General features: G+C 63.4%; 24 protein-coding genes and 1 pseudogene. 8 read left to right on the top strand and 17 right to left on the bottom strand.

Annotation, left to right across the window (positions count from 1 at the left end; translation table 11 throughout):
* The first annotated feature begins 165 nt into the window (after positions 1-165).
* The 6 genes from AD664_RS00935 (at position 166) to AD664_RS00910 (ending at position 4,963) form a co-directional block, all read left to right on the top strand.
* Positions 166-1,038 (top strand): ABC transporter permease, encoded by an 873-nt coding sequence (locus AD664_RS00935; protein WP_047738952.1) that lies wholly within the window; start codon positions 166-168, stop codon positions 1,036-1,038.
* A 1-nt stretch (position 1,039) separates the two neighbouring features.
* Positions 1,040-1,828: an ABC transporter ATP-binding protein gene (locus AD664_RS00930; protein WP_042728670.1), complete on the top strand. Its 789-nt coding sequence runs from the start codon at positions 1,040-1,042 to the stop codon at positions 1,826-1,828.
* A 37-nt stretch (positions 1,829-1,865) separates the two neighbouring features.
* Complete coding sequence (locus AD664_RS00925) at positions 1,866-2,891, top strand: ABC transporter substrate-binding protein (protein ID WP_053143775.1); 1,026 nt, start codon at positions 1,866-1,868, stop codon at positions 2,889-2,891.
* A 48-nt stretch (positions 2,892-2,939) separates the two neighbouring features.
* Positions 2,940-3,752, top strand: a complete 813-nt coding sequence (locus AD664_RS00920; protein WP_053143773.1) for an energy transducer TonB — start codon at positions 2,940-2,942, stop codon at positions 3,750-3,752.
* Between the two features lie 85 nt (positions 3,753-3,837).
* Positions 3,838-4,560, top strand: a complete 723-nt coding sequence (locus AD664_RS00915) for a MotA/TolQ/ExbB proton channel family protein (RefSeq protein WP_053143771.1) — start codon at positions 3,838-3,840, stop codon at positions 4,558-4,560.
* 1 nt (position 4,561) lies between these two features.
* Positions 4,562-4,963 (top strand): biopolymer transporter ExbD, encoded by a 402-nt coding sequence (locus AD664_RS00910; protein WP_042728674.1) that lies wholly within the window; start codon positions 4,562-4,564, stop codon positions 4,961-4,963.
* Positions 4,964-5,058: 95 nt separating this feature from the next.
* Here AD664_RS00910 and AD664_RS00905 read toward each other — a convergent pair whose 3' ends face one another.
* Positions 5,059-5,568, bottom strand: coding sequence for a DoxX family protein (locus AD664_RS00905; RefSeq protein WP_053143769.1), 510 nt, complete (start codon positions 5,566-5,568; stop codon positions 5,059-5,061).
* A gap of 152 nt (positions 5,569-5,720) precedes the next feature.
* The gene (locus AD664_RS00900; RefSeq protein WP_053143767.1) at positions 5,721-6,665 is read right to left on the bottom strand and encodes a helix-turn-helix domain-containing protein; all 945 of its coding nucleotides are present in this window, start codon (positions 6,663-6,665) and stop codon (positions 5,721-5,723) included.
* A gap of 211 nt (positions 6,666-6,876) precedes the next feature.
* Between AD664_RS00900 and AD664_RS00895 the strand changes: the two genes are divergently transcribed.
* Positions 6,877-7,641, top strand: coding sequence for an SDR family NAD(P)-dependent oxidoreductase (locus tag AD664_RS00895; RefSeq protein ID WP_053143766.1), 765 nt, complete (start codon positions 6,877-6,879; stop codon positions 7,639-7,641).
* Between the two features lie 51 nt (positions 7,642-7,692).
* Here the strand turns inward: AD664_RS00895 and AD664_RS00890 are convergent, their stop codons facing one another.
* The 4 genes from AD664_RS00890 to glcD are packed head-to-tail and all read right to left on the bottom strand — an operon-like array spanning position 7,693 to position 11,894.
* Positions 7,693-8,094 carry a heme-binding protein gene (locus AD664_RS00890; protein ID WP_053143763.1) on the bottom strand — a complete coding sequence of 134 codons (402 nt, stop codon included), beginning with the start codon at positions 8,092-8,094 and terminating at the stop codon, positions 7,693-7,695.
* A gap of 18 nt (positions 8,095-8,112) precedes the next feature.
* Positions 8,113-9,330, bottom strand: a complete 1,218-nt coding sequence (gene glcF, locus AD664_RS00885; protein ID WP_053143760.1) for a glycolate oxidase subunit GlcF — start codon at positions 9,328-9,330, stop codon at positions 8,113-8,115.
* A 3-nt stretch (positions 9,331-9,333) separates the two neighbouring features.
* On the bottom strand, positions 9,334-10,395 hold the full coding sequence (gene glcE, locus AD664_RS00880; RefSeq protein ID WP_053143758.1) for a glycolate oxidase subunit GlcE: 1,062 nt from the start codon (positions 10,393-10,395) through the stop codon (positions 9,334-9,336).
* Positions 10,395-11,894, bottom strand: a complete 1,500-nt coding sequence (gene glcD / locus AD664_RS00875) for a glycolate oxidase subunit GlcD (RefSeq protein ID WP_053143756.1) — start codon at positions 11,892-11,894, stop codon at positions 10,395-10,397. Before glcD ends, glcE begins: the two co-directional genes overlap by 1 nt.
* A 233-nt stretch (positions 11,895-12,127) precedes the next feature.
* Between glcD and glcC the strand changes: the two genes are divergently transcribed.
* Positions 12,128-12,895 carry a transcriptional regulator GlcC gene (gene glcC / locus AD664_RS00870; protein ID WP_053143754.1) on the top strand — a complete coding sequence of 256 codons (768 nt, stop codon included), beginning with the start codon at positions 12,128-12,130 and terminating at the stop codon, positions 12,893-12,895.
* Between the two features lie 447 nt (positions 12,896-13,342).
* Here the strand turns inward: glcC and AD664_RS00865 are convergent, their stop codons facing one another.
* From AD664_RS00865 to AD664_RS00820, 11 genes and pseudogenes are all read right to left on the bottom strand, one after another.
* On the bottom strand, positions 13,343-14,080 hold the full coding sequence (locus AD664_RS00865) for a LysR substrate-binding domain-containing protein (protein WP_234407904.1): 738 nt from the start codon (positions 14,078-14,080) through the stop codon (positions 13,343-13,345).
* Between the two features lie 18 nt (positions 14,081-14,098).
* Positions 14,099-14,272, bottom strand: a pseudogene (locus tag AD664_RS28075) (LysR family transcriptional regulator); the annotation flags it as partial.
* A gap of 384 nt (positions 14,273-14,656) precedes the next feature.
* On the bottom strand, positions 14,657-16,453 hold the full coding sequence (locus tag AD664_RS00860) for an FAD/NAD(P)-binding protein (protein ID WP_083454109.1): 1,797 nt from the start codon (positions 16,451-16,453) through the stop codon (positions 14,657-14,659).
* Positions 16,454-16,457: 4 nt separating this feature from the next.
* On the bottom strand, positions 16,458-17,492 hold the full coding sequence (gene sbnB, locus AD664_RS28070) for a 2,3-diaminopropionate biosynthesis protein SbnB (RefSeq protein ID WP_053143750.1): 1,035 nt from the start codon (positions 17,490-17,492) through the stop codon (positions 16,458-16,460).
* Positions 17,485-18,477 carry a 2,3-diaminopropionate biosynthesis protein SbnA gene (sbnA, locus tag AD664_RS28065; protein ID WP_371260931.1) on the bottom strand — a complete coding sequence of 331 codons (993 nt, stop codon included), beginning with the start codon at positions 18,475-18,477 and terminating at the stop codon, positions 17,485-17,487. Before sbnA ends, sbnB begins: the two co-directional genes overlap by 8 nt.
* A gap of 18 nt (positions 18,478-18,495) precedes the next feature.
* On the bottom strand, positions 18,496-19,755 hold the full coding sequence (locus tag AD664_RS00845; RefSeq protein ID WP_053143746.1) for a SidA/IucD/PvdA family monooxygenase: 1,260 nt from the start codon (positions 19,753-19,755) through the stop codon (positions 18,496-18,498).
* Positions 19,756-19,768: 13 nt separating this feature from the next.
* Positions 19,769-20,671, bottom strand: coding sequence for an ABC transporter substrate-binding protein (locus AD664_RS00840; protein WP_053143744.1), 903 nt, complete (start codon positions 20,669-20,671; stop codon positions 19,769-19,771).
* A 47-nt stretch (positions 20,672-20,718) separates the two neighbouring features.
* Positions 20,719-21,738: an FAD-dependent oxidoreductase gene (locus AD664_RS00835; protein ID WP_053143742.1), complete on the bottom strand. Its 1,020-nt coding sequence runs from the start codon at positions 21,736-21,738 to the stop codon at positions 20,719-20,721.
* A 10-nt stretch (positions 21,739-21,748) separates the two neighbouring features.
* Positions 21,749-23,257, bottom strand: coding sequence for a methionine--tRNA ligase (locus AD664_RS00830; protein WP_053143740.1), 1,509 nt, complete (start codon positions 23,255-23,257; stop codon positions 21,749-21,751).
* The gene (locus AD664_RS00825) at positions 23,250-23,639 is read right to left on the bottom strand and encodes a cupin domain-containing protein (RefSeq protein ID WP_047738936.1); all 390 of its coding nucleotides are present in this window, start codon (positions 23,637-23,639) and stop codon (positions 23,250-23,252) included. The genes AD664_RS00830 and AD664_RS00825 overlap by 8 nt, the downstream gene beginning before the upstream one ends.
* A 160-nt stretch (positions 23,640-23,799) precedes the next feature.
* Positions 23,800-25,050 carry an MFS transporter gene (locus AD664_RS00820; RefSeq protein WP_053143920.1) on the bottom strand — a complete coding sequence of 417 codons (1,251 nt, stop codon included), beginning with the start codon at positions 25,048-25,050 and terminating at the stop codon, positions 23,800-23,802.
* Positions 25,051-25,197: the final 147 nt, after the last annotated feature.

The following is a 25,197-nucleotide window of genomic DNA, read 5'->3' as shown; positions in this document are numbered from 1 at the left end:
TGGGTTTTTATTATGCAAAATATTTATCTAACGGCTTGAGTGGCTGATTTCTAATCATATTAGGTTATTCCCAAAAAGAATTTCACTGACATTTTTTATGCGAATAGCATGAATCCAAAGTGGATGCATGGCGCGATTGACCATGTCGATGGAGGAGGGAAGCCTATGGGCGACAAGACATTAGAGACACAGGGCGCCAGCGCGTTTTCCGTCAAGGGGTTGCACCCGTCAGGGAAGGGTGTCGCGGGGTGGCTACCGGTGGGCTTGCGCCGCTGGCGTACACCCGAAGCGTTGTTGCGGTTGGTCAGCCCGATTGTGTTGCTGCTGCTATGGGAACTGGCGTCGCGCTGGGGCCTGATTCCACCGCGAATCATCGCCGCCCCCTCGCAGATCGGCGGCACGCTGTGGAGCATGATCGCCTCGGGCGAGTTGGGCAGGCATTTGTGGGTCTCGCTGCAACGGGCCCTCATGGGGCTGAGCATCGGTGTGTCGATCGGCGTGGTCGCGGCGCTGATCAGCGGCCTGTCCAAGCGCGGCGAAGTGGTCCTCGATTCGCCGATGCAGATGCTGCGCACCATTCCTTCGCTGGCCATGGTGCCGCTGTTCATTCTCTGGTTCGGCATCGGCGAGTTCACCAAGATCGCCCTGATCGTCATCGGCACGACGTTTCCGGTGTACCTGAACCTGTTTGCCGGCATCCGCAACATCGACCCCAAGTTGATCGAGGCCGCCAATACCCTGGGCCTGAATCGTCGCGAGCTGATCTGGCACGTGATCCTGCCGGGTTCCTTGCCCTCGTTTTTCGTCGGCCTGCGCTACTCCCTGGGCATTTCCTGGCTGGCCCTGGTGTTTGTCGAGCAGATCAACACCACCGCCGGCATCGGTTTTCTGGCCAGTGATGCGCGGGACTTCATGCGCACCGACGTGATCGTCATCTGCCTGCTGATCTACAGCGTGCTGGGTCTGCTGATCGATGGGCTGATCCGCACCCTCGAACGCTTCGCCTTGGCCTGGCGCCCATCTTTTGTGAGGAACTGACATGACGACCATCACGGTAGAAAAAACGCAGCCGCAAGTGCCGGTGCAATTGCGCAATGTGGTGCGCCAGTTCGGCCAGCAGCGGGTCATCGACGGCCTGGACCTGGACATTGCTCCGGGGGAGTTCGTCGCGCTGCTCGGCGCCAGCGGTTCCGGCAAGACCACCTTGCTGCGCAGCCTGGCTGGGCTCGACAGCATCGACAGCGGCCAACTGCGGGTACCGAAGGCGCGGGCCGCGGTGTTCCAGGAGCCGCGACTGATGCCGTGGAAGCGCGCCTGGAAGAACGTGATTCTCGGTCTGCACGCCCCGGATTCGAAGGCGCGTGCGGTGCAGGCCTTGACGGAAGTCGGCCTGGCCCATCGCCTGGAGGCCTATCCGGCGACGCTCTCCGGCGGCGAAGCGCAAAGGGTGGCACTGGCACGCGGGTTGGTCCGCGAACCCCAGTTGCTGTTGCTGGACGAACCGTTCGCGGCCCTCGACGCCCTGACCCGGATTCGCATGCATCGGCTGATCATCGAGTTATGGCGCAAGCACAAGCCGGCGGTGTTGCTGGTAACCCACGATGTGGACGAAGCCATCCTGCTGGCCGACCGGGTCATCGTCTTGGCCAACGGCAAGATCGCCGAGCAACTGTCGATCGACCTGCCGCGGGCACGCGACACCGGCCAGGCCGGGTTCCAGGACATTCGTGCGCGCCTGCTGGGCTTGCTGGGTGTCGAAGTGGACACCGTGGCCGTGGCGGAGCGTCCTCTGAGCCAGGGTACGGTCCGGCGGTTTGCCCATGGTTGATGCAGCGTTCCATTCATTGATCCCGGAGTGTTCTGTCATGGCGATTCGTGCCCGCCGATCGGCGATGGCGTTGCTGTCTGGCGTTGCGTTACTGCTCGGCGGTTGCGGTGACGCCGTCGAGACCCGATCCATATCCGCCGCACCGACGGACCTGTCCGGCGTGACCCTGATGCTGGGCGATCAAGCCAAGGGCTTGCGCACCGTGGTCGAGGCGGCGAATGCCCTGGAGGGCATCGACTATAAAGTGCAGTGGGCAAACTTCCAGGGCGCCGCGCCCTTGTTCGAAGCCCTGCGCGCCGGTGCCGTCGATCTGGCTCCGGCCGGTGATACACCGGTGCTCGCCGCCGCGACCGGAGGTACGCCACTGCGGATCGTCGCGGTCCGGCGCAGTCAGTCGAGGGGCATCGCCATCCTGGTTCCAGCTGATTCGGATATTCGCACCGTTGCCGATCTGAAAGGCCGGAACGTCGTGGTGTCGTCTGCCCGTGGCAGCATTGCCCAATACCTGCTGATTCGCGCGCTGGCCAATGCAGGTGTCGATGAGAAGGACGTCAAGGTCGGGTTTGTCCTGCCGACCGATGCCTTGTCCGCCTTCAACGCTGGCCAGATCGAAGCCTGGGCCACCTTCGGCATCTACCAGGCGTTTGCCGAGCAGCAGGGCGCCCGGGTGCTGATCAGCGGCGAGGGCATCAACACCGGCCTGACCTTTATCACCGCCTCCGACGAGGTCCTGGCCGACCCCCGCAAGCGCAAGGCGCTGAGTGACGTATTACAGCGTTTCGCCAAGGCCTTCGACTGGGCCCGGGAACATCCCGACGAGTACGCCCAAGTCTTTGCCAAGGTCAACGACATTCCCCTGGAGGTTTCGCGACGCCTGCGCAGTTGGGGGGATGAAGCGCTGTTGCTGCTCGAACCCCAGGATGTCCAGGCCTTGCAGCAAGTCGATGACCTGTTCGTGGAAAAAAACATCTTCCCTCACCGTGTCGATGTCCAGGCGCTGACGGATGACCAGGTGTTTTCCCTCAAGCCTTTGACCGTGTCGCAGTCGGAGCCGGCGCGTTAGTCCGGGGCCAGGCACGTGTTCGATTTGAATCTTCACAGGAGTCAATGAATGGGCAATGTACAGAGTGCTGCAAGTGCCCTGGAGGTGTTCAGGCGCCCGGCACCCCGCGGCGAGTTGCTCGAGCTTGGCCGGGTCTTGCGCGAACCCTTGGGGTTGTCGCGCCTGCACAGCACGCCCAAGCGAGTCTTGAGTCGTCGCGAAGGGGTCTTGCTGGGCGTGTTTGCGCTGGTCCTGCATGGCGCGGTGATTATCTGGGTCAGGCAGGCGCCCTCGACCGTGCTGCCTGTGGTGCCCCCGCAGATTCCACCGATGACGATCGAGTTCTCGCAGCCGGCCCCCCCGGTGGTGGTGCCGCCACCGCCCGCGCCGCTGCCACCGCCAGTGGTCGAGCCTCCGCCGCCGGTGGAGGATGAGTTGGCTGTGAAGCCACCGCCGCCCAAACCTTTGCCCAAGCCTAAACCGGTGGTCAAGCCGCTGCCCAAACCGGTGGCCAAGCCCGTGGCGCCCACACCGCCACCCGTTGCGCCAGCACCCACGGTCGCCGCCCCCGCGCCGCCGGCTCCCCCGGCACCCACCCCGGTGACCCCGGCATCCGCCAGCGCCGGTTACCTGAAGAATCCGGCGCCACAGTATCCCTCGCTGGCGATGCGTCGCGGCTGGGAAGGCACGGTGCTGTTGCGCGTGCATGTGCTGGCCAACGGCAAGCCCGGCGAAATCCAGATCCAGAAGAGCAGCGGTCGCGAGCCGCTCGATGCTGCCGCGTTGGCGGCGGTCAAGGGCTGGAGTTTTGTTCCGGCCAAGCAGGGCGATGTGCCCCAGGACGGCTGGGTCAGCGTGCCCATCGATTTCAAGATCAAGTAACCCGAGTTAACCACGTACACCGCGGGCCACCTGGCAAAAGGCGCATCGCTAAAACCGATCCATTGTCTTGTTGGAGAATCCGAGCATGAACCTGATTGCATCCCCCTTCGAATCCACCGAACACGCCGTCATCTGGCTGTTGATCCTTTTTTCCGTCGTGACCTGGGGGCTCGCCCTGTTCAAGGGCGTGCAGTTCACCCGTCTCAAGACGCAGGATCGAACCTTCCACAAGCGTTTCTGGGCAGCGTCGAGCCTGGACGCCGCCGCCGAGCTTGCCCACAGCCAGCCCGGTGCCGCCGCCCGTGTCGCGTTGGCCGGTTATGCGGCGATCCAGGTCAATGACCCGGCCAATGCCGACCTCAGTCAGTCGATCAACCATCAGGACCGGCTCGAAAGGGCCCTGCGCCAGCAGATCGTGCGAGAGCGGCGCTCGCTGGAAACCGGGCTGGCGATTCTCGCCAGTGTCGGCAGCACCTCGCCCTTCATCGGCCTGTTCGGCACCGTCTGGGGGATCATGTCGGCCTTGAAAGGCATCAGCGCAGCGGGCTCGGCAAGCCTTGAAACCGTCGCCGGCCCGATCGGCGCGGCGCTGGTTGCCACGGGTGTGGGGATCGCCGTCGCGGTGCCGGCGGTGCTGGTCTACAACTACTTGCTGCGTCGCCTGAAGCTGGCCGCCGCCGACCTCGATGATTTCGCCCACGACTTCTACAGCCTGGCGCAAAAACACGCGTTCCGAGTGCTGCTGCACCCGGTGCTGAACAAGTCCGGGGCGACCGTCGCCGGCCAAGCTGTCAAGGAGGCCTCCTGACATGGCCTTCTCCACACAAGACAGCGATGAAGTGCTCAGCGAGATCAACGTCACACCCTTGGTGGACGTCATGCTGGTGCTGCTGGTGGTGTTCATCGTCACCGCGCCGCTGCTGACCAACGCGATCCCGATCAACCTGCCCAAGACCGAGTCGGTGGCGCCGGTGGAGCAGAAAGACCCGCTGGTGGTGAGCATCGATGACAAAGGCAAGGTGTTCATCGACAAGGATGAGATCCAGGCGGATCTGCTCGAAACCAACCTGCAGGCGGCCAAGGCGAAGAACCCCGAGGTGCGCGTGCAATTGCAGGCGGACAACGGGGTGAACTACGGTGAAGTAGCACGGGCGATGGCTTCGATCGAACGGGCGGGGATCACCAAACTGTCGGTGATTACCGCGAAGTAGGGGCGCGCGCATCTGGCGCTACTTCGTCGCCGCATATCCCGAAGCCTCGATAGGGTCATGGGATAGAACGGCGTCGGGTGTGGTGATGGGGTGGGTCAAGGAATCTTCCTTGAACAAGAAGGCCCGATTGTAACCCGCAGCAGGTGGGCATCCGCCGAGTACGCTCCGCCGCCGCGCGCCACGAGGTAGAGCGCAAGGCATCCCATCAGCACGGGAAACTCGATGCCCCGGTCTATCCAGGGCCAGGTCGGCCCGAGCGCGTAGCTGATGGCAAGCATCTGAACGGCGATCAGCAGCGCGACCCCGCGGGTGGCCAGACCGATCGCCAGCATTAAGGCGCCCACTGTTTCCAGCAGCATGACCAGAAACGCCAACTGTGTGGCGAACGGCAATCCCATCACGTTCTGGATCAGGTTGATCGACGCGGCCATGGGGTCGGCCATCGAGCCGTGGGCGGTGCCCAGGGCCTTGGGCAGTCCGTGGGTGAACAGCACGAGCGCGAAGACAGTTCGCAGCATGGCGTACAGGTACGGTTCCAAGCGCAGGGCCCGGGCGTTGAGGGCGGCCAGGGCGGCGCGTAATCGCGTTGGGTGTACAAGGTGCATGGCAGGTCCTTCGCGTGGTGGCGGGTGACAGGGGGCTGGCAAGCATCTTTACGGTTTGGGTCCGGGCGATAAACCCTGTGCGATTGCCATGTGCATTCAACGGCGAAGAACAATCGGCCCATGCGCAGACCGGTATGCGTCCCGTGTACCTGTCACGCCTGGCGATAGGCGCTGGGCGTGATGCCCACTTCTCGACGGAACACCTGGGAGAAATGGCTGGCGCTGGAATAACCCACCTCCAGCCCGATGTCGATGATGCTGCGATCGGTCTCAAGCAGCAGATGGCGGGCACGACTCATCCGCAGCCGGATGAAATACTGCGAAGGCGACAACCCCGTGGCCCGCTTGAACACCCGGCTGAAGTGGTACTCGCTCAAGTCGGCGATCCGCGCCAGGTGTGCAAGGTGGAAGTCATCGGCCAGGCACGCGTTCATCGCCGTGAGGACGCGGCGCAACTTGTAGGCCTGCAACCCATTGTGGCGTCGCTGGCCGCTGTGCGCGGCGCTGTAGCGGCGGATCAGGTGTACGGCCAGGGCCTGGGCCAGACCGTGCACGAACAGCGGGCTGGGTTGGCGCTCCTCGATGAGTTCGACGCGCAACTGATCGAGGATGAAGCTCACGCGTTCGTCCCGTGCTCCGGAGAGGTCGGCAAAGCTCACCGGTGCGCAATGCTCGCCCAGCAGGTCACGGGCAGCCTGGTCGATCAGTGGCAGGCCGAGGTACAGGTGCATCACCTCGAAGGCGTCACAGTCGAGGGTTTGCCAGCGCATCTCGTAGGGTTCGTGGGTGTGGGTGAGGAAGAAGTCGCCAGCCTCGACCTCGGCGGCTTCCCACGCCCCATCGAGGGCGCGTTCCTCGACCTTGGCCCGGCCGGCCAGGACCAGCACCAGCAGCGGCTCCACCACGGCCGGCACCCGTATCGGCTCGACAACGCTGTGATGGCTGAACAACTGCACTACCACGTCCTGCAGTTGCGGGTGCGAAGGCAACGCCTTCGGGGGGCCCGGCAGGTGCTGCGGCATCGATTCGGCCGGGATGCGCGGCGTATCATGGGCGGCCAGGTCATCATGTTCAGGCGGGTGCACGGCAGGCTCCATCGACAAACCTTCAGAGAGGGCGGGCGTCGACAGGGTAACGCAGAAGACGCCGAGCCAGGCATTCACGCCAGCGCAAAACCCCGACAGCCCAGGCAAGCCTGCGAAAGCCCGGCGCGCCCGGTTGCGAGACAGTGAAACCGTCGATCACGACAGCGCCCCACGGGCGCCGAGCTGGCGAATACCTCAACGGCTCGCAACGCAGGAGAACATCATGACGGATATCAAGCACGGTCTACCCCACGAAGTCGAAGGCAAAGTCGCGCTGGTCACCGGCGCCGCCAGCGGCATCGGCAAGGCGATTGCATTGTTGCTGCATGCGCGTGGTGCCAAGGTCGTGGCCGAGGACCGCAACCCCGCCGTCGAAGACCTCGCCCGTCCCGGGCTGGTGCCCCTGGTGGCCGACATCACCGAAGACGGCGCCGCGGAGCGCGCGGTTGGCCTGGCCGTCGAGCAGTTCGGGCGGCTGGACATCCTGGTCAACAACGCCGGCATCATCATCAACAAATTGGTCATCGACATGACCCGCGACGATTGGGAGCGCATCCAGGCCGTCAACGCCACCGCGGCGTTCCTGCATTGCCGCGAAGCGGTCAAGGCGATGATGCCCAACCGCGCCGGAGCCATCGTCAACATCGCGTCCTATGCCGCCTATTTCGCCTTTCCCACCATAGCCGCCTACACCGCGTCAAAAGGGGCGTTGGCCCAACTGAGCCGCACACTGGCGCTGGAAGTGATCGAGCACGGCATTCGCGTCAATGCCATTGGCGTCGGTGACGTGGTCACCCACATCCTTGATGATGTGGTCGACGACGGTCCGGCTTTCCTGGCCCGGCACGGCGAAGCCGCCCCCATCGGGCGTGCCGCGCAGCCCGAGGAAATCGCCGAAGTCGTCGCGTTTCTCGCATCCGACCGCGCGAGTTTCATGGTGGGTTCGGTGGTCATGGTTGACGGGGGAATGACCGTCACTGCGGGTTGATCGCTGCGGTGGACGCCCGGTAATGGTCCCTCGAGGCGGGTCGCGTGCCCTTCAGCCCAGGCACTGCGCGCCGGCCTTGGCGACCTGGGCGTCCTGTTCGGCCTTGACCCCGGACACGCCGACGGCGCCGATCACGTGGCCGTCGACAATGATCGGGACGCCGCCCTCCAGTGACGTCAGCAACGGTGCGGACAAAAAGGCCTGGCGTCCACCGTTGACCATCTCTTCATAACCTTTGGATTCGCGTCGGCCGAGGGCCGAGGTGCGGGCCTTTTCAGTGGCGATGTAGGCGCCTATGGGCGCACAGCCATCGAGGCGTTCCAGGGCCAGCGGGTGACCGCCGTCATCGACGATCACGATGGCGACGGCCCACTGGTTGCGGTTGGCTTCAGTGCGGGCGGCCGAGAGGATCCGGCTGATTTCGTTCTGGCCGAGTATGGTTTTGCTTTTCATGGGCGGCTCCAGGGCGGGTTAAGGCAGCGCGGCTTCGACCCACTCGATCCAGTGTCGGACCGGGGTTCGGCCGGCACCGTCAAGGTGGGACTGGCAGCCGATGTTGGCGGTGACGATCACGTCGGGGCGCCCGCTTTCCAGGGCGTTGAGTTTGTTGTCGCGCAGTTGTCTCGCCAGTTCGGGTTGGGTGATCGAATAGGTCCCCGCCGAGCCGCAACACAAGTGGCTGTCGGGGACCTCTGTGAGCTCGAAGCCGAGCTTCGTCAGCACTGCCTCGACGGCGCCGCCCAGCTTTTGCGCGTGCTGCAAGGTGCACGGGCAGTGGAATGCCAGGCGCTGGTCGCTGTGCACGCGCAGGGTTTGCAGTGGTTCTTCGCGCAGCACTTCAACCAGGTCCTTGGCCAGGGCGCTGACTGCCTTTGCCTTTTCGGCGTAGACCGGGTCGTGGCCGAGCAAATGCCCGTAGTCCTTGATGAATGCGCCGCAACCGCTGGCGGTTTGCACGATGGCTTCGGCACCGTTCTCGATGCTCGGCCACCACGCGTCGATGTTGCGCCGGGCACGATCCAGGCCCGCGGCCTGGGCGTCGAGGTGATAGTCCACGGCACCGCAACAACCGGCTTCGCCCACGGCCGTCACACTGATCCCCAGGCGATCCAGGACCCGCGCCGCCGCCGCGTTGGTATTGGGTGACAGGCTCGGTTGCACGCAGCCTTCGAGGATGAGCACCTGCCGGGCATGGCGGCTGACTGGTCGTGGCTTGGCGACAGGCACGTGGCGAGGCACCTTGGCGCGCAAGGTGTCGGGCAGCCATGGACGAAACACCCGGCCGCCGCCCACCAGCCCCTTGAATACACCAGGGTTGGGTACGACCGCCCGCAGGCCCTCGCGCAGCAGGCGCTGGCCGAGCGGCCGTGCCACCGCCGCATCGACCACGGCGCGGCCGATGTCCAGCAGGTTGTGGTAATCGACCCCGGAGGGGCAGGTGGTTTCGCAGTTGCGACACGACAGGCAACGGTCCAGGTGCTGCTGGGTCTTCGCCGTGACCGGGTTGCCTTCGAGCACTTGCTTGATCAGGTAGATTCGCCCCCTCGGCCCATCCAGTTCGTCGCCGAGCAGCTGATAGGTGGGACAGGTGGCATTGCAGAAGCCGCAGTGCACGCACGTGCGCAAGATGCTTTCGGCCTCTTCGGCGCGAGGCAGTTGGCGAGCCGCTTCACTCAAGGTGGTCTGCATGGTTCAAAGCTCCGCGTACAGGCGTGCGGGGTTGAAAATGCCCCGGGGGTCGAGTTGTTGCTTGAGGTTGCGGTGATAACGCAGCAGGGCGCTTGGCAACGGCTGGAACGGACTGTCGACCAGGCCATGGGTGTAGCAGGTTACGTGGCCGCCGGCGCCTTCGACGATCTGGCGAATGAACACGGCTTCGGCGCCGGACTTGAGCCAGCGCTGGGCACCGCCCCAGTCGATCAATTGCTTGCCAGGCAAGGGCAGCCACGGCGTGTTGTGTGGCACGGACAGGCGCCACAGCGGATGCTCCTCATTGAAGAAACCCAGGCGCTGTTCGTTCAGGCTTCGCCAGAATGAACCGTCCAGCCGCTCACCGCCCAAACGGTCGCGGGCGGCTTTGACCGAGCCTTCGCCACCTTCGAGGCGCAGGTGCAGCCGCGTTCCATCGTGGCAGGCGGCGCTGATCGGCAGCGGTTGCTGGCCCCATTGCGCCAGGCGCTGCAACGCTTGGTGGCTGTCCATCTCAAGGCTGATGCTCAAGGTTTGCCGAGGTTTGGGCAGCACCTTGAGCGACACTTCGGTGATCACCCCGAGGGTGCCGAAGCTGCCCGCCATCAGGCGCGACAGGTCGTAGCCGGCGACGTTCTTCATGACTTCGCCGCCGAAGCGCAACAGCTTGCCCTGGCCGGTGATGACCCGGGTGCCGAGGACGAAATCCCGCACCGAGCCGGCCCAGGGGCGACGCGGTCCGGAGAGTCCGCTGGCAATCATGCCGCCGACCGTGGCGTCGCCGAACGAGGGTGGTTCACAAGGCAACATTTGCTGCGCAGCGTCCAGCACCTCGGACAAGACCTGCAAGGGCGTGCCGCAACGGACGGTCACCACCAGTTCCGTCGGGTCATAGCTGACGATGCCCCGGTGCAAGCGGGTGTCCAAGGGTTCACCCGTGACCGGGCGTCCCAGGAAGGCCTTGCTGTTGCCGCCCTGGATCCGCAACGCGGTGGCGTTTTCCAGCGCCTGGTTGACCTGTTCGAGCAACGTGTCGCTGGCGTCCCTGTCGAGTGCGCTGTGCATCAGAAACGCTCCAGTTCAGGGAAGGGCAACTGCCCCAGGTGCACGTGCATGGCGCCAAACTCGGCACAACGGTGCAGCGTCGGGATGTTCTTGCCGGGGTTGAGCAGGCCGGTGGGGTCGAAGGCGGCCTTGACGGCATGGAACACCGTCAATTCGTCGCTGTTGAACTGCGCGCACATCTGGTTGATTTTCTCGCGGCCCACCCCGTGCTCACCGGTGATGCTGCCGCCGACCTTCACGCACAGCTCGAGGATCTTGCCCCCCAGGGCTTCGGCGCGATCGAGCTCGCCCGCCTGGTTGGCATCGAACAGGATCAGCGGGTGCATGTTGCCGTCACCGGCATGGAACACGTTGGCCACCCGCAGGCCGTATTCGGCCGACAGGGCGGCAATCGCCTGCAACACGCCGGGCAGTTCCCGGCGCGGGATCGTCCCGTCCATGCAGTAGTAGTCCGGCGAGAGACGGCCCACGGCCGGAAACGCGTTCTTGCGCCCGGCCCAGAAACGCACGCGTTCGGCCTCGTCGCGGGCCTGGCGCACTTCGGTGGCGCCGGCCTGTTCCAGCACCTGGCGCACGCGGTCGCAGTCCTCGTGGACATCCGCTTCGACGCCGTCGAGTTCGCACAACAGGATGGCCTCGGCCTCCACCGGGTAACCGGCGTGGATGAAGTCTTCGGCGGCGCGGATCGCCAGGTTGTCCATCATCTCCAGGCCACCGGGGATGATGCCCGCGGCAATGATGTCCGCCACCGCGCGCCCGGCTTTTTCGACCGAGTCGAACGCCGCCAGCAAGACCTTCGCGGTCTGGGGCTTGGGCAGCAACTTGACCGTGACCTCGGTGATCACCCCGAGCATGCCCTCGGAACCGGTGAACAACGCCAGCAGGTCGAGCCCCGGCGAATCGAGCGCATCACTGCCCAGGGTCAGCCGTTCGCCCTCGACAGTGAGGATCTCGACCTTGAGCAGGTTGTGCACGGTCAGGCCATATTTGAGGCAATGCACGCCACCGGCATTTTCGGCGACGTTGCCGCCGATCGAGCAGGCGATCTGCGAGGACGGGTCAGGCGCGTAGTACAGGCCAAACGGCGCGGCGGCCTGGGAAATCGCCAGGTTGCGCACCCCAGGCTGCACGCGGGCGGTGCGGGCGGCCGGGTCGACGTGCAGGATATGGTTGAAGCGCGCCATGACCAGCAACACGCCTTTTTCCAGCGGCAGGGCGCCGCCCGACAAACCGGTCCCGGCCCCCCGGGCGACGACGGGCACCCGTCTTTCGTGACACAGCGCTAACACACCCTGGACTTCGTCGACATGACGGGGCAGCACCACCAGCAGGGGCGTGGTGCGATAGGCCGACAGCCCATCGCATTCGTAGGGCATGAGTTCCTCGCGCCGGTGCAGGATCTCAAGCGCCGGCAAGCGCGCCTGCAAGGCTTGCAGCAGCACGGCTTTATCCACCTCGGGCAGCACGCCGTCCACGCGTTCATCGTAGAGAATGTTCATAGTCGGCTGACGACACTCGTTGTTGTTATGGGCAGTCAGGTTCCGGGTGTAGCTGACTTGCATGATTGGACCGAGGCGATCTACTGTCTATGGCTTGCGTGGATGGTCGAACCAGTTTTTACCCGGCCATCTTTTTGCGAAGGATCAAAAGCCATCTAAAAACAATCAGTTGAATGGCATGGGCTGCATGCTTGAGATCCCTGGCTTGGCTGGTCATACCAGTGGGAGGCTGAATGGACGACACCCGGAGCCGTCACGCGCTTCAAGTGGCCGATGTGGTGTGCGAGCGCATCGAGCGCTTGATCGTGGACGGCGTGCTCAAGACGGGGCAGTTACTGCCATCGGAGCGTCGCCTGACAGAAAAACTCGGTGTTTCGCGCACTGCGCTGCGTGAAGGCCTGAAGCTGTTGCGCGCCCGCGGGATCATCGAGACCTTGCAGGGCAAGGGCTCATTCGTCGCCGACCTGTCGGGCAACAGCGTCGCGTCGCCGCTGATGCACCTGTTCAGCTCACAACCACGCACGCTGTACGACCTGTTCGAGGTCCGCAGCCTGCTCGAAGGCGAATCCGCCCGCCTGGCCGCCTTGCGCGGCACAAAGGCCGATTTCGTCCTGATCACCCGCAGCTACGAGGCGCTGCTCGATGCCCACGCGCGTTCACTGGAGCCCTCCGAACACGCCCGGCTCGACCACGCGTTTCACCTGGCGATCTGCGAGGCGTCGCACAATCCGGTGTTGGTGCAGACCTTGCGCTCGTTGACGGACCTACTGCTCAGCACGGTGTTCGCCTCGGTCAACAACCTCTACCACCGCGAGCCGCAGAAACGGCAGATCGATCGCCAGCACGCAAGGCTCTACAACGCGGTCACCGGGCGGCTTCCCGAGCAGGCGCGCAAAGCCGCCGTCGCGCATATCCAGAGCATCTGCGACAACCTCAGGGAAATCGAAAGCGAAGAGCAACGCCTGGTCCGTGCCACGTTGCGACTTGAGGGATGGACATGAGTGCGCACCTGGATCCTCTGTCTTTGCACCTGTTCACTCGGGCGCTGCTGACGTTCATCAACCGCTTCATGCTCTGACGGGACACCTGTGGGGCGGTTGCAGTCCAGCGCTGTCCCCCCCCCGTGACTGACAGGCCCGTGGCTGCCCGAGCGTAACGCGTCAACACGCTGTCGCCCGGTCCGATCGACACACCGATTTTCAGCAAGGCGTTGGGCGAAGGTCGTGACGCTTACGTGGCGTCCCTGGAGCAGGGGCTGCCGCTTAAGCGCATTGCACGTCGGCAGAAGCCGGCGAGGCGGTGGTGTTCTTGATGGGCAACACGTTCATGAACGGTGCCGTGCTCAACGTCGATGGCGGTGCTCGACTGGTCTGACCCTGGTCCCTGCGTTCGAGAAGCTGTCATCCTGACAGCTCACCACCACGGAATGATTGTCCCGTGTCGGCGCGTCAGTCACACGCGTAATCGGGTTGCCGGGATTGTGCGGATGACTCGCTGACTTTCAGGAACAGGCTGACTTCGGCCTTTATCCAGTTGGCGAAAATGTTGATCTTCCAATCGTCTGCCTGTTCCAGCGTGCTGATCAGGTAGTAAGCCATTTCGGTATGGGTTGACGCCGCAAAGACCGGTACCACATGCCCGGCCTTGATCGCCGGCCGGGCATAGACGTCGCTGACCAGGGCCAGCCCCTGGCCCGCGATGGCCGCGTCAATCAACAGTTGCTCATCGGTGAAGCTGCTACCGCGCCGCGAGCGGCTGTCTTCGATGCCGTGGGCCTTGAGCCAGAGCTTCCAGTTCGAGCGGCTGGCGTCCTGAAGTAGCGGGTAGTGCAGGCAATCGGCCGGTTGTTCTATTCGTCGGCCTGTCTTGAGCAACGCCGGGTTGCCGATGGGCAGGGTCTTGGGTGTCCACAGTTTTTCGCTGTGATGGCCCGGATGCACGCCCTGGCCATGACGAATGGCCACGTCGATGCCATCGCGGCGTAAATCCGCCGGGTAATGGGAGGTCGACAAGTTGATTTCGATGTCGGGCCAACGTTGTTGAAACCGGGTGAGTCGCGGGATCAGCCAGGCGCTGGCAAAGGACAGGGTGGTATTGACTGACAGTCGGGCGGAACGGGTTCTGAACGATTCGAAGTCTTCCCAGACAGCTTCGATATTGTTGAAAGACACGGCGAGTTGATCCATCAAGTTTCTTCCGGCACTGGTCAGGCTAATCTCTCGGTGAGAGCGTTCAAACAGCTTGACGGACATTCGGTCTTCGAGGCTTTTTATTTGTTGACTGATAGCGCCTGGGGTAACGCAGAGTATGTCAGCTGTTTTTTTCATACTGTTGTGTTTGCAAACCTCGACAAATATATGGAGCGATGATAATGGCATTGATCGGCTCATCGTTCAGTCCTTGTTTTAATTTAGCCGGGGCGTGTTCCGTGCTGCTAATCAGAAGTACCGTTATGTCGAGGCATGACTTCTCCCTCCACCTTCCAAGAGGGGTGAGCGGGGCGATAAGGTATGACTCGAAAAGGAACGTCCGTGGGGTCAGGAAGTGTTGAATGAAGTCAGCATTGAGAGTCCCTTTCTAATGGCGTGTCGTTGCTCTGTTGTGGTGCGCCGGGTCCCCCGGTAGCGGTTGTTAGATATCTGGCGCCAAAGTCTGGTGGGCCTGGATGAGAGTGGCGAAGTTTCCGTACGCTAATCTCAAAGGAAGGCCTGTTGCAAGCGTGTTAAAAACCTCTATGTTTTGCGATAGAGGAAACTGAATATTTAAAATATTTCACTGAAGCGGTGGTTGAAATGGTTGACGGCATTGCTCAGGCTCTTGTCAAGTGCCGCTGAAATGCGTGAAGGGGCATTGGAAGGTACGTAGTGATTGTAATAACTGGAACCTTCCAGGACCGGCCCGAATATATAAATCCGCTCACGCAAATACGCGTGCACGAATTCCGGGTGGTGGGCGGACGAAAAGTCGCCATAAGCCAGCGGAGAATAGCTCGACGGTTGCTCGGTTATGGCACTGAGCAGGGTGTGCAGCTCACGCTGGGTGGCCTGGGTACTGAGGTTGGCTTTTATCAGGTGCTCGAACTTAAACTGCTGGTAGTCGGGCTTTTCCAGCGTGACAGTGAATGTCTGTGTATCGGGATTGTAATGCTCGGCGGCTGCATAGCCTGGCAGCAGCTCGACCACCCCACTTTGTATCAAGGCAATCAATTCTGCATGCCGTTCTTTTTGTGGGCCGGCCACCAGCCGATTGATCAGCGGGCAATACCGCGTGAAAAAGGCCTGGTGGGACGCCGGGGTCAGGCCCCGATGATCGATGGCGTGGCATAACTGATTGCGCAGGTCGCGCCAGATTTCCAGTGACTTCTTCAGCGGGCTGCGCCGGCAGCCCAAGGCACTGGCGTGCACGTCCTCCTGGAGCTGGCTGACGAACCACTGCGGGTACGTGTCGGCCGTCAGGTGGGGAGGTGGCGTGCAGGTCAGGATGTCCTGGGGCGTGTAGGGCCCGTATTCGCTGGCCAGGCGATCAAAGGTGGCCGATAGGGTTCCGGTGGCCTGGGCCGTTTGCACCTGCTCCCAGACCTGTTGGTAACGTTCCTGGTAGCGATACGCGTTGCGCTCGTCCTGACCGGCGCAGGCGCAGTAGTACGCGGCCGTCATCTCCTGATAGAGCAACGGGAGCAGGTCTTTCTCGAAATCGAGTCTTCGCCCCGGGGTCTGGTCTCTGAGTCGGTCGATCGCCGCGTGCGTCAGCAGCAGCGGCTGATAGCGGATGACCGTATCGTCCACCTCCGGCCTGGCGCGGTAGGGCATGCCGGAGTTGCTGTACAGGCTGATACGTGGTTCCTGGCCGGAGGGCCGGTAGTCCAGGCCGTCGGCGGTGTGCTCGAAGACCCCGCCACGGCCCGTGGTCAACGCCGCCACCACGTCCATGGCGGTCAACCCGACACCCTGGACCGCCACGCTCGAATCGCTGGCGATGTCTTCCAGGCTCGCCGGAAGCGGGTAGGGCCGGATAAAGGGGGCGGCGTGGGTCCCGCTCGGCAGCACACCGTGCCCGGTGCACAGCAGCAAGGTGTCGTAGGCACCGCTTACGATGGGCGATGCGAGCAGCCTGAAGCGTCCGTCCGGCTCTTCTTCGACGCCGCGGATCAGGCGGCACGACGTCTCCAGGCGCACGTTGATGGGAATGTGCTCCAGCAGCCGGGTGAAGTACCACTGCAGGTACAGGCCCAGGTACCGGCGGGGCAGGAAGGCGAAGCGATCCTGTTCGCCACTGATGGCCTCCGGGTGCAGGTGGGCGACCCACTCATAGAGCGAGGGCCGGAAGGTATGCCGGGGGAACAGGGTAAAGTCGTCGTCCTCGAACATGGAGAGCTGGCCGGCCACCGTGTTGAGGCGCAGGTAGTCCGCCTGGTCGCAGCGATGCACCCCCTGGCCCGGAGCCTGGGCGTCGAAGGCGTGGACGATCACGGACATGTTGGGGTGACGCTTGGCCATGGAAAAGGTCTTGGCCAGGGCCAGCAGGCCGGTGGCACCCATCCCTATGATTGCAATGCGCATGGTTTCAACTCCAGCGGAGGGTGGATTCAAAAAAATCGGTCACCGGCACGCTTTGCTGTTGCGCCTGTGCGATGTCGAAGATTTTCTTGCCCAGTGCCACGTCGAGCACGCCCAGGCCAAACGGGGAAAAGATCATCGGCCGGGACGGGTCGGGGTTGCGCTCGCCGAGCACCAGTTGTGCGAGGGTGCCGTGGATGAAGTCGCGATGGCCGACCTGTTGTTCCGTCAGGTGCAGCGAGGTGTTGGCCTTGAGGCAGTGTTCGATGTCATCGGTCACGTTGAACGCGCCGAGGATCTGGCTGGGCGCCAGGTCGCGCAGGGAGATGTTGAGCAGCACGGTCCCGGCCTTGAAGGCATAGCGCTCGTCGATATAGGGCTGCGCGGCATTCGTGGCGAGCACCACGACGTCGTTTTCCAGCGCCTGCTCAAGCGTGTCGAGCACGCGGCAGTTGAACCCCAGCGCGAGGGCGTGGGTCCTGAACGCCTGGGCGGAATCGGCGTCGGTGTCGTGGATCAGGACTTCGCCGATGGCCCAGCGCGAGACGCGAAATTGCTCCAGGATCGTGCGGGAAATGACCCCGGCACCGACGAACGACAACCGCGGGATCTCGCTGCGTTGGCCCAGCAGGCAATGGGTGGCCAAGACCGCCGAAGCGGCCGTGCGCACGGCGCTGATGATCGACGCTTCCAGCAATGCGATGGGATAGCCGGTGGCCAGGTCATTGAGAATCAGCGTGGCCGACGCTCGCTGTAGGTTGTGCCGTGTGTTGCCGGGAAAACTCGCGATCCATTTGATCCCGGCGACCTTGTCCGCACCGTCCATGCAGGCGGCGGGCAGGGCGATGATCCGGTCTGCCGGGCTGTCCTTGAACCGCAGGAAATAGCTGTCCGGGTTCTCGGTGGCGCCGCGATGATGCTGCAGGTAGGTCTCCCGTACCGTGTCCTGGGCCAGGTCGGGAAACTGCCTGAGAACCTCGCGAACGGTGCTGCCTTTCACGACATGCAGGTGGGGGGTGGTCGAGTGCGTGGCGTCATGCATGGGCGTATTCCTTATCGCTGGCAAGGATGTCGGGACGGATGCGGGTGAAGTCGTAGTCCGGGAAGCGGGCGCGCACCCAGTCGTCGTTGTAGATCGTGTCCAGGTAGCGCTCGCCGGCATCCGGGGAGATGGCCACGACGGTGGCGTCGGGATGGATGCGGTCCTTCCAGGCCATGACGCCGGCCAGGACGGTGCCGGTGGAGCCGCCGAACAGCAGGCCGTTTTCCCTGGCCATGTAGCGGCACATTCGGATGGTGTCGACCTCCTTGATGCTCTCCATGGCGTACAGGTCGTCGGCGCGGAACAGCGGTGGCATCTGGCTGGACCCCAGGCCGGGGATGTGGCGTTTCCCCGCCGGCCCGCCAAATGTCACGGAGCCGAGGCTGTCCACCGCGACGATCTTGGTGTAGGGGCTGTACTTCTTGAAGAAGTCGATGCACCCCATCAGCGTGCCGGTGGTTCCGGCGCCCACGAACAGGTAATTGACCCGGGTGAAGCTGTTGAAGATCGAGCTGGCGGTGGTGCGGGCGTGGGTCTGCGGATTGGCCGGGTTCGAGTACTGGTTGAGCCAGAGGCAGTTCGGGTCGGCGGCGATTGTCTGCCGGACGTAGGCGATGCGGGTGCCCAGGTAGCCGCCGTTGGAGTCCTTGGTGTCCACCTGAACGATCCGCGTGCCCAGGGCCATCATCAACTTCAGGTTGGACTGGGAAATGTTCGGGTCGCACACGCAGACGAACCGGTACTTGCGCTCGGCGCAGATCATGCTCAAGGCCACGCCCAGGTTGCCGGAGGACGATTCGATCAGCGTGGTATTGCGGTTGATCAGCCCCTGTTGTTCCAGGCTCAAGACCAGCCCCAGGGCCGTCTTCATCTTGATCGAGCCGGCGGCGTTGAAGTAGTCGAGTTTCAAGGCGCAACGGATACCCAGGCCCTTGATGGTCAGGAATACGTTGTCAAACACGATATCGGAGGAAGCGTTATACATGTCGACACCTTCGGGCATTCAGAACAGGGAATGGGTCAGGATGCCGGCGCGCATCGCCAGCAGGGAAAAGGACTGGCCCTCGCCGATGCCGTGGGAGCGTTCGGAAAGGCCATTGACGAAAATCGCGGGCTGGAACGACGCAGTGGTCGTCAGCTTGTAGTTCTGTTCCACCCGCACGCCGTTGTCGCTGCCCAGGCTCAGCCAGGGTTGCAGTTGGGACAGGAGCGAAGGGATGTAGTCCTGCTGGTAGCCTGTTCCCAGGATGACGTAGTCGGCGTCAAGGCTGCTGTGTTCCTGGGTGTAGGGGTCGCACAGGTCCAGGGTGACTCCGGATTCAGTGGGCGAAGCCGATTCGACCTGGGTGAAGATCTTCAACGCCAGCCGCGGCTTGTTGCTGACCAGGCCTTCGTAGAACAGCGAGTACAACGCCTGGCTTTCGTCGACGTCGATGCCCGAGTAGTTGGTGGACTTGACCTCTTCGAGGATCATCGCTTTTTCCGCCTGGCCCAGCTTGTGGAAGTACGCCACCCGCTCGGGGTGGAAGGCCTGGTTCGGGAACTGTCCCAACTGGGCGATCTTGAATCCGCTGCTGCGATGGATCGAGGTGACCCGGGCGTTCGGGAAACGGTTCAATAAGTCGACGATGGACTCGCCTGCGCTCTGCCCGGAACCGATTACGGCAAAGGACCAGGCGCCCTGGCGGTCAAGGTGCTGCAGGCTGCTGAGGTAGCGCGAGGTGTGGATGATCCGGGCGCTGTCGAGCTGGGCAAACTGCCGGGGGATGTTGGGGGTGCTGCCACTGGAGAGCACCAGGTTGCGCGTCAGGTACTGGCCCTTGGAAGTCATGACCCGCAGCAGCTTGATCTCGCCGTCTTCCATGACCGGCCGAATCTCCCGGACCTCCTCCTCATAATGCACGTGTGCGGCAAACGCCTGGCCGACCCAGGCGACGTAGTCGGACCACTCGTTGCGACTGGCGGGACGACCCAGGAGGCCGAACTGATAGAGCCGGCCGTGCTCCTTCAGGTACATGGCGAACGAGTGCCGGCTCTGTGGGTTGCGCGGGGTCACGAGATCGCGCAACAGGTGGTGATTGATGTCGGTGCCATCGAGCAGGAATTCCGGGTGCCAGGCGCAGTTGGAATGTTTTTCCAGGAACAGGCATTGACCCGTTTCCAGTGGTCGATGGGGGGCTTCTTCGAGCGCGCACGCCAGGGCAATGCCAGCGGGGCCGAAGCCGATATTGATCATTTCGTAGTAGTCGGGAGTTCCCTGCATGAGGCACCTGTGATCAAGCAAAAGTGAATGGGACGAAACGTTGATTGCGGACTTTCCAGAGGGCGGCTCGGGTAAAGCGGTTCTCGCCGTCACGGAACTGCACATCGCCCATGACGGTGGCGAAGGTGGTGGTGCGCAGGGCGTCGAGCATCGGCCCGCCCTGCCTCAGGGCGCTGGCGATCTGCAAGGCCGCCAGGCTTTCCTGGTAATAGGTTTCGCCGGCGGCCAACCCGACGCCGGCGGTTGCCAGGCCAACGATGCCGAGGCTGTCCAGGGCGTCGGTCTGCTCGATGAACCAACTGGAGAGCGCGTCGTCGGTGAGGTAGATCGGCCGGTCGCGCAGCCGCTGCGGCAGCGCGTTGACGTAGCGGATGCTGTTGTTCAGGCGCCCGCAATAGACCACCGCATCGGCGCGGTCGGGCGACGTGGTGAGGCGCAGGGTGGTGCGGTCGAGAAGGGCCGTGAGGCTGCGCGCCAGGGATTCACCGTGCGCGGTCGAGTCGTGCGTGAGCAGCACGCTGGCGCTCGCGCCATGGGTGAGCAACTGCCTGGCCAGCAGCGTCATCAGGTCGTTATCCGAAGGGCACAGGCGAAAGGCGTGGGCGAGCGTGCCAACCAGGTCCTGCTTGGTCGCTGCCGGGAGCAGCACCGCAATGCCCGCGGCTTCGTAGAGGGGAAGGGCGCCGGCCGCCGCGTCCGACGAGAAATGCCCGACCACCACGTCGGCTCCCCGGCTGATCAGTCGTCGGGCCGCGCGGCGACCGCCTTCGGGGCTGGCGTCGTCATCTTCGAAGATGAACGTCAACCCGGTGGTGTCGTGGGTGTTGATGAAGTGGTTGATGGCCGCGAGGAAGGTGCGCGCGTGCACTGTCCTGGCGCTTTCGAAAATGGCCGATATACCGATGCAAAAGGGCATGGCTGTCCCTCCCTGGACGTGGATTCAAGGTGTGCGACGAGGGGGTGTTATCGTGCTCGGGCGATCTGCTCGTAGAGGCGCGATGCGATCGGGTAGGCGTACTTGTAGCCCACCCCATTGAGGCCGGTCGCCAGCCAGATACGCGAGCCTGGGTACTGCGCTCCCAGCCGGGGCAAGCCGTCGTCGGTGTACAGGTCGGTTGCCAGGTCCATCGACAGCAACGAGTACTCCTCGGTCTCGCCCAGCAGACCCCGCAGCCGCTGTCGACAGTCTTCGACCATGAGGCGCAAGTGCCTGCGGTCGCCTTCTATTTCCTCCAGGCTCGGCCTGATGGCCGTGGTGCTTTGCAGCAGCGTGTCGGACAGGGGCAGCGCATAAGTGCCGGCGACGAAATCGATGCACGGTAGCGTGGGGGCCGACGGGCCGCGGAACTTGAAGTACGGAAGCGTGCGCACCTGGCTGTCGTCGATGAGGCTCAGCGCCGGGCTGCCGGCGCCGGCCGCGTTGATCACCCAGCGTGCCCGATAAAGGGTTTCCAGGCTGTGGATCTCGACGTGGGTGTTGCGCTCCATCAGGCGCTGGACATCGCAGCGCTCGATCAGGCAACCGCGCTGGCGCAACGCTGTTCTCAGGCCGTTCATGGTCGAGTGCACATCGCTGACCGCGGCGGTGGCCTCGTGGTAATACGCGCCGCTGTCGGCGATGGGGCGCCCCACGAGCGTTTGTGCCTCGTGGGCCGAGAGCCGCCGCAACGGCACGGCGCTGGGGGGTGGCGGGCCGTCGGCGGGCAGGCGATAAAGCGCGCCGGTGACCGTTTCGTGGCGGCGCAGAATGGCCTCCACTTCGGTTTCGCCGGGCTTGAGCCCGACGACCTGGGCCATCCGTGCCAACGCCGGGTTCGGCTCGAACGCCCGGCAAATGCCGCCGGTGTGGGCGGTCGCGCCGGCATAGCCGCAGCGGGCCCGCTCCACCAGCAAGGTGTCGATGCCGCGCTCCGACAACAGGGCGGCGATCGTCAACCCGATGATTCCGCCACCGATGACGGCCACTTCGAAGTCGCTGTTCATGGCAGGCGTCCTAGATGGAGTAATCGAGGAAGTTGGCGTTCATCAGGTTATCCAGGACCAACGCCTCGTTGATCGAACAGCGCTTCTGGATCTGCCGGGACAAGGTCGGCGTGATCGGAGCGCAGATACACGACGCCAGCGCCACCAGGTAGTACAGCGGTTGCTCCGCTTGCAGGCGCTCGTACGCCATCTCGTAGAGCTCCACCGCCAGCGCGGCCAGGTTCCGGCTGGAGAAACTGTCGGCGCTGGTGACCGCGGACCAGCGGTTGTACACCTCGCACAACAGCTTGTGTTCATTGCGTTGCATGCCGTCGAGCCAGAAGTGCGGCGACTCTTGCGTGGCCGCGACGGTGAGCGTCTCCAGTGTGTTTTGGTAGAACGTCTGGTGCCATTCGACGAATTGGGTTTCGACGAAGTCGCTCTCTTGCTCCTCGGGCGCCAGCAGGGCCATGTACAGCCTGACCGAGTCGGTGTCGTAGTCGCTGACCAGGTCGCGGATCCAGATGGCGTGGTTACGGCTGGTGGAGAGGTTCAGGCCGTTGAGCTTGAGGAACATGTTGGTGTAGAGGCGCTGTTTTTTCTTCGCGTACGGGCTGCCGGCCAACAGGATCGGGTAGGCGATCCCGTGGCTGTAGAGGCAGTCATAACCCAGGAAGCCCACCAGCGTCGTGTCGTCGCTGCGCCAGAAACTGTCGAACAGCTCCGGGGTTTTCTGGTTGACCGTGAAGTGTTCCCGGGTCGCCGCGATGTACCCGGCCATGCCCATGAACCAGGTGTGCACCTTGCCCAGGTGCGGTTGGCCGATGTCCAGGCCCGCATCGCCATGGCGGGTGATTTGCCAATCCTCGGGCGTGGGTGCCAGTTCACGCTCCACGAAGGCCCGCGAGTTGAGGCGCACGGCACTGTCGCCCAGCCAGGCGCGCAACTTGTGCACATTCTTGCCGATGTTCAGGTAGGCGTGGTCCTTTTCCACCCACTCGTGTTCGCCACCACAGAGCTTGCAGCGGAAGTTCTTCATGTACAGGTAGTTCGGCGCGCAGGCACATTCTTCGCACTGGCTGGCGTCGGAGTCCTGGCCGCAGCTGCTGCACTGGCCGCGGCCGAAGGCTTCGTAGCCCCAGACGTTGCAGGCCCGGCAGAAGGGCGCCAGCACGGTTTTCTGGTAGATGTTGCGATCGTTGACGCCCTGGTGATAAAGCTCCAGCACGGCGTCGCGAAAGCAGGTGTTGTCCAGGGACCTCATCCAGTGATCGACTTCGATACCGGCCATTTTCAGGCTGAGGTTGATCTTGCGGGTGTTCTCCTCGCCGATCTGCCCCGGCTCGCGCCCTTGCTCGCGGCCCCGGCGCAACATGTAGGACTGGTAGTCGTCGGAGTAGGACACCAGTACGCAGTCGTGGCCTTTCTGGCGCTGGGTCCGGGTGAAGATATCGGCACTCAGGAAGGGGCCGGCCAGGTGCCCGATGTGCAAGTCGCCGTTGGGGGTTGGTGGTGTGATAGTGACGATGAATTTAGACATTCTCGGTCTCCAGGTGAGCGATATCGGCCTTCATGTAGTCACCGGCGATGAACTTGTCCCACCAGATCACGTAGAAGTGAAAGTCTTCGTCACTGTCGTTGATGACGTAGTGGTTGGTGTGCTTGGGGATGGCGGCGATGTCGCCGGCCTCGAACAGGTAATGCGTATCGCCGATGACCAGCCGGCCCTGGCCCTTGAGGGCGATGAAGATTTCCTGGTCGATTTGCACGTGGGGTTCGCTGCGGGTGTGTGGCCTGACCACGCACCATCCGGCGGCGAACGGCATGGGATAACCGTCCCAAGGCAACAGGCGTTTTCCGTCCAGGTCGTACTCATGCACCAAGGCGGACCAATCCATTTTCCTGAAAATTTCAAAACCCATCGGCTTAACCCTGCGAGTGGAGATGTCACTCGATGGTGTTTGCCGGGGAAATAATTGACAACGCAGATTTATTCAACGCTGGGTTAAGGAGGGCTAAATCCAAGCGGCGGGAGACCAGGCAGCACGCTGCCTGGTCAGGGGGAAGGGTCAGGGGGATGGGTCAGAACACGGTTTTCTTGAAGGGGCGGGCAGAGACCCCTTGGTAGAACGACAGGATGGCGAGCGCCTGCACCACGACAGCGGCGGTCACGACGGCGATGATCGCCTGGTCCGGTTGGCTGAAGGCGGCGCGTACCAGGCCGAAGGACGCCGGGGCGAAGGCGTAGGTAGCCTGGCTGATCGCGACCATCAGCGCGATGACCCGGGCGGTTTGTTCGCGACTGAACTCGGTCTGCGCGATCAGTGGCGGCAGGGAGGTGGCGTTGCCGATGCCAGAGCCGATCAGCACCACCGCCATCCAGGCCACGCTCGGGTGCAGGTCCAGGCCCAGGAGCAGCAGGGTGCCGAGCATCTGGATGGCGTAACCCAGGCAAGCCAGCAGCCTGCGGTTCATGCCCTGGGTCATCAGGCGCGCGGCGACATAGCGCCCGCCCATCGCACTGGCGGTGGCCAGGCCCATGGCGAAGGAAGCGTCATGGGCGCCCATGCGTCCCACCAGGATCGAGTACAGGTGCGCGATCAGGCCGATCTGGGCGAACAGTCCCAGGGACATGCCGGCGGCCAGGGTACGGAAATTGGCCGCCTTCAAGGTCTGTGCGGCGGTCCATGGCGTGGCGCTGGAACCGGGCGTCACGGGCTCCGGCTGGTCGGCATTGTCGGGATGCTGTCCGAGGCTTTGCGGACTTTTGTTGAAGACCAGCAACGCGAAGGCGCCGATCAGCAGCACGGCGGCGAGGCTGATCACCAGCGCCGCGGTGGCGAAGCCAAATCGCTCGATCAGCAAGACCCACAGCGGCGAAAAGATCACGCCGCCCATGCTGGCGCCGTTATAGGCCTTGCCCAGGGCCTTGGGCCGCTCCTTGACGTACCACGGAGCGATCAGGGTGTTGACGGCCGCAGCGCCCAGGGTCACCCAGCCGATGCCCGAGCACACTGCCCCGGCATACAGCACCCAGAGCTGGTTGGCCTGGGCCCAGATATTCACGCCGATGCCCAGGACAATGCAGCCCAGCAGGGTGATGGCGGGAATGCCGAAGCGCGCGTAAAGCCTGGGCAGGTTGGCGATCACGACGGTGCCGCTGAGAAAGTGCAGGGTGACGGCCGTCGACACCTGGGCGATGGGCCAGCCCGTGCGCTCCATCACCGCCTGCATGTAGATCGGCGGCCCATAGAAGCCGATCCCCCAGCCGACGATCGCCAGGATGAACGTGCAGGTCAGTACGGTTTTTCCGAAAAAACGGGTGTGTATCATCGCCATCTCCTCCATGTGGGCTAAAAGATTATGCTCCTGGCGGCGTGCTCACTTCGAGGCGCATCGAACAATGGATGTCGCCCTGGCTTTAGTTTTTTTCACGCCTGGGTTTAACGCAAATCGGTTTTCATCAAAGGGACGGCGGTC

The sequence above is a fragment of the Pseudomonas sp. P97.38 genome, from assembly GCF_001269745.1.
Taxonomy (GTDB): domain Bacteria; phylum Pseudomonadota; class Gammaproteobacteria; order Pseudomonadales; family Pseudomonadaceae; genus Aquipseudomonas; species Aquipseudomonas chlororaphis_E.
This window is presented reverse-complemented; position numbering and strand designations above follow the sequence as displayed.

What these genes read in the sequence shown, in the direction of transcription:
- AD664_RS00830 (WP_053143740.1), bottom strand. Translation starts at nt 23,257, where the DNA reads ATGTCTAAATTCATCGTCACTATCACACCACCAACCCCCAACGGCGAC.
- AD664_RS00820 (WP_053143920.1), bottom strand. Translation starts at nt 25,050, where the DNA reads ATGATACACACCCGTTTTTTCGGAAAAACCGTACTGACCTGCACGTTC.
- AD664_RS00910 (WP_042728674.1), top strand. Translation starts at nt 4,562, where the DNA reads ATGGCCTTCTCCACACAAGACAGCGATGAAGTGCTCAGCGAGATCAAC.
- AD664_RS00905 (WP_053143769.1), bottom strand. Translation starts at nt 5,568, where the DNA reads ATGCACCTTGTACACCCAACGCGATTACGCGCCGCCCTGGCCGCCCTC.
- AD664_RS00860 (WP_083454109.1), bottom strand. Translation starts at nt 16,453, where the DNA reads ATGCGCATTGCAATCATAGGGATGGGTGCCACCGGCCTGCTGGCCCTG.
- AD664_RS00915 (WP_053143771.1), top strand. Translation starts at nt 3,838, where the DNA reads ATGAACCTGATTGCATCCCCCTTCGAATCCACCGAACACGCCGTCATC.
- AD664_RS00845 (WP_053143746.1), bottom strand. Translation starts at nt 19,755, where the DNA reads ATGCAGGGAACTCCCGACTACTACGAAATGATCAATATCGGCTTCGGC.
- AD664_RS00930 (WP_042728670.1), top strand. Translation starts at nt 1,040, where the DNA reads ATGACGACCATCACGGTAGAAAAAACGCAGCCGCAAGTGCCGGTGCAA.
- glcF (WP_053143760.1), bottom strand. Translation starts at nt 9,330, where the DNA reads ATGCAGACCACCTTGAGTGAAGCGGCTCGCCAACTGCCTCGCGCCGAA.
- AD664_RS00835 (WP_053143742.1), bottom strand. Translation starts at nt 21,738, where the DNA reads ATGAACAGCGACTTCGAAGTGGCCGTCATCGGTGGCGGAATCATCGGG.
- glcE (WP_053143758.1), bottom strand. Translation starts at nt 10,395, where the DNA reads ATGCACAGCGCACTCGACAGGGACGCCAGCGACACGTTGCTCGAACAG.
- AD664_RS00925 (WP_053143775.1), top strand. Translation starts at nt 1,866, where the DNA reads ATGGCGATTCGTGCCCGCCGATCGGCGATGGCGTTGCTGTCTGGCGTT.
- AD664_RS00825 (WP_047738936.1), bottom strand. Translation starts at nt 23,639, where the DNA reads ATGGGTTTTGAAATTTTCAGGAAAATGGATTGGTCCGCCTTGGTGCAT.
- AD664_RS00895 (WP_053143766.1), top strand. Translation starts at nt 6,877, where the DNA reads ATGACGGATATCAAGCACGGTCTACCCCACGAAGTCGAAGGCAAAGTC.
- AD664_RS00890 (WP_053143763.1), bottom strand. Translation starts at nt 8,094, where the DNA reads ATGAAAAGCAAAACCATACTCGGCCAGAACGAAATCAGCCGGATCCTC.
- AD664_RS00900 (WP_053143767.1), bottom strand. Translation starts at nt 6,665, where the DNA reads ATGGAGCCTGCCGTGCACCCGCCTGAACATGATGACCTGGCCGCCCAT.
- glcC (WP_053143754.1), top strand. Translation starts at nt 12,128, where the DNA reads ATGGACGACACCCGGAGCCGTCACGCGCTTCAAGTGGCCGATGTGGTG.
- sbnB (WP_053143750.1), bottom strand. Translation starts at nt 17,492, where the DNA reads ATGCATGACGCCACGCACTCGACCACCCCCCACCTGCATGTCGTGAAA.
- AD664_RS00920 (WP_053143773.1), top strand. Translation starts at nt 2,940, where the DNA reads ATGGGCAATGTACAGAGTGCTGCAAGTGCCCTGGAGGTGTTCAGGCGC.
- AD664_RS00865 (WP_234407904.1), bottom strand. Translation starts at nt 14,080, where the DNA reads ATGGATCAACTCGCCGTGTCTTTCAACAATATCGAAGCTGTCTGGGAA.
- AD664_RS00935 (WP_047738952.1), top strand. Translation starts at nt 166, where the DNA reads ATGGGCGACAAGACATTAGAGACACAGGGCGCCAGCGCGTTTTCCGTC.
- sbnA (WP_371260931.1), bottom strand. Translation starts at nt 18,477, where the DNA reads ATGTATAACGCTTCCTCCGATATCGTGTTTGACAACGTATTCCTGACC.
- AD664_RS00840 (WP_053143744.1), bottom strand. Translation starts at nt 20,671, where the DNA reads ATGCCCTTTTGCATCGGTATATCGGCCATTTTCGAAAGCGCCAGGACA.
- glcD (WP_053143756.1), bottom strand. Translation starts at nt 11,894, where the DNA reads ATGAACATTCTCTACGATGAACGCGTGGACGGCGTGCTGCCCGAGGTG.